We start from the raw sequence: 1,638 nt of genomic DNA, 5'->3' as shown, positions 1-1,638 counted from the left end.
GGTGCGCCGGCTGCTGGCGCGCAATCCGTCGCCCTTCACTTTCACCGGCACCGGCACCTTCGTGGTTGGCCAGCCTGGCGGCACGGTGGCGGTGATTGATCCCGGCCCGGCTGAGCCGGCGCACCTGCGCGCCCTGATCGACGGATTAGTCGGCGAGACGGTCAGCCACATCGTCATCACCCACACCCACATGGACCACTCGCCCGCCGCGCCGGCCCTGAAGGCCGCGACCGGCGCCAGCATCGTGGGCTGCGCGCCGCTGGTGCTGAGCGACGATGGCCCCCGCGCCGATGCCGGGTTCGATGCCAGCTATGCCCCCGATCGCGTGCTGGCCGATGGCGAGAGCGTCTCCGGTCCTGGTTGGACACTCACCGCCATCCACACCCCCGGCCACACCAGCAATCACCTCTGTTTTGCGCTGGCGGAGGAAAAGGCGCTGTTCACCGGCGACCATGTCATGGGCTGGAGCACCACCGTGGTCGCCCCGCCCGATGGCGACATGGCCGATTACATGGCGAGCCTGGAAAAGCTGATGGCCCGCGACGATGCCATCTACCACCCCACCCACGGCGAGCCAGTGAACGATCCGCAGCGTTTCGTAAAGCATCTGCTCGGCCACCGCCGCCAGCGCGAAACCCAGGTGATGCGCGCGATTGGCGAAGGGCTAGTGACCATCCCGCAAATGGTGGCAGCGATGTATGCCATGGTCGACAAGCGCCTGCACCCGGCCGCCGGCCGCAGCGTGCTGGCCCATCTCATTGATCTGGAACGGCGCGGGAAAGTGGCCCGGACTGGTGAGACGTGGAGCGTAGCGCAGTGAATCCGAAGAATGTCATCATTGCGGTTTTAGGCAGCGTAATTGTGGCCGCCCTCATCTGGCCGGACAGGTTCACGGATCTTGTTGGTGGGAACGAAACCGTTGAAGCGAGCCTGATCAGCTTTGTTGAAAAGCAGAATGAACTGACGGTCCAAAGAGCCGGATTGGTATCTATCGTGAGCAAGCCCAATGAGGGCATGGTGGATATGTTGGACACAAAGACGTACGTCATCGTGCCGGGTACCGTGCGTTACGTTGTCTATCCGGCGCAGATGGAGTTAAAGGACTTTCGCTGGGATGCAACTGCATCTCGGCTGACCGTATCTTTGCCCGATCCGCGTCCTGTCGACGTGAACATAGACGCGGCGCGCGCGCGGGTTCTCGTGGACGGAATCGATCTACAGAGCGGCGATGAACGACAGCGCATTTTTCAGGTCAGTTTGAAAGTCGCCCGCAAGGATCTGGAGAAACAGGCCAAGAGTACAAAGCTCATGCAGGATGCGCGTGTTGCCGCCCGTGAGGCCTTGCAGAGCAACTTTGCCCAACCCTTGCTGGCCGTTGGGATCAAGCCAGAGGTGGTGGTGCAGTTCGATGGTGATCCCAAGCCGGCTGCGATAACGAAAGGTTGACCCATGGACGCCCGTCTCAACCCGCTGGGCGGCGGTGCCGCCATCGATGTGAAGGCGGAAATCAACCGCCTGCGCAAGGAGCGCAACGCTGTCATCCTCGCGCATTATTATCAGGCGCCCGAAATCCAGGACATCGCCGATTTCGTGGGTGACAGCCTCGATCTGTCGAAGAAGGCCGCCGCCACCGATGCC

3 protein-coding genes are annotated in these 1,638 nt (G+C 62.5%); all 3 read left to right on the top strand.

The window, feature by feature from the left end; all coding sequences use genetic code 11:
- Position 1 precedes the first annotated feature (1 nt).
- Positions 2-820, top strand: coding sequence for an MBL fold metallo-hydrolase (locus RT662_RS05670; RefSeq protein ID WP_313669737.1), 819 nt, complete (start codon positions 2-4; stop codon positions 818-820).
- On the top strand, positions 817-1,446 hold the full coding sequence (locus RT662_RS05665; protein ID WP_313669736.1) for a DUF4230 domain-containing protein: 630 nt from the start codon (positions 817-819) through the stop codon (positions 1,444-1,446). Before RT662_RS05670 ends, RT662_RS05665 begins: the two co-directional genes overlap by 4 nt.
- A 3-nt stretch (positions 1,447-1,449) precedes the next feature.
- Positions 1,450-1,638 (top strand): quinolinate synthase NadA (gene nadA, locus RT662_RS05660; protein ID WP_313669735.1); only part of this gene is annotated, 189 nt, incomplete at its 3' end.

The sequence above is a fragment of the Sandarakinorhabdus sp. genome (assembly GCF_032115815.1).
GTDB lineage: Bacteria > Pseudomonadota > Alphaproteobacteria > Sphingomonadales > Sphingomonadaceae > Sandarakinorhabdus.
The sequence above is the reverse complement of the archived record's forward strand: the minus strand, read 5'-3'. Positions and strand labels throughout refer to the sequence as shown.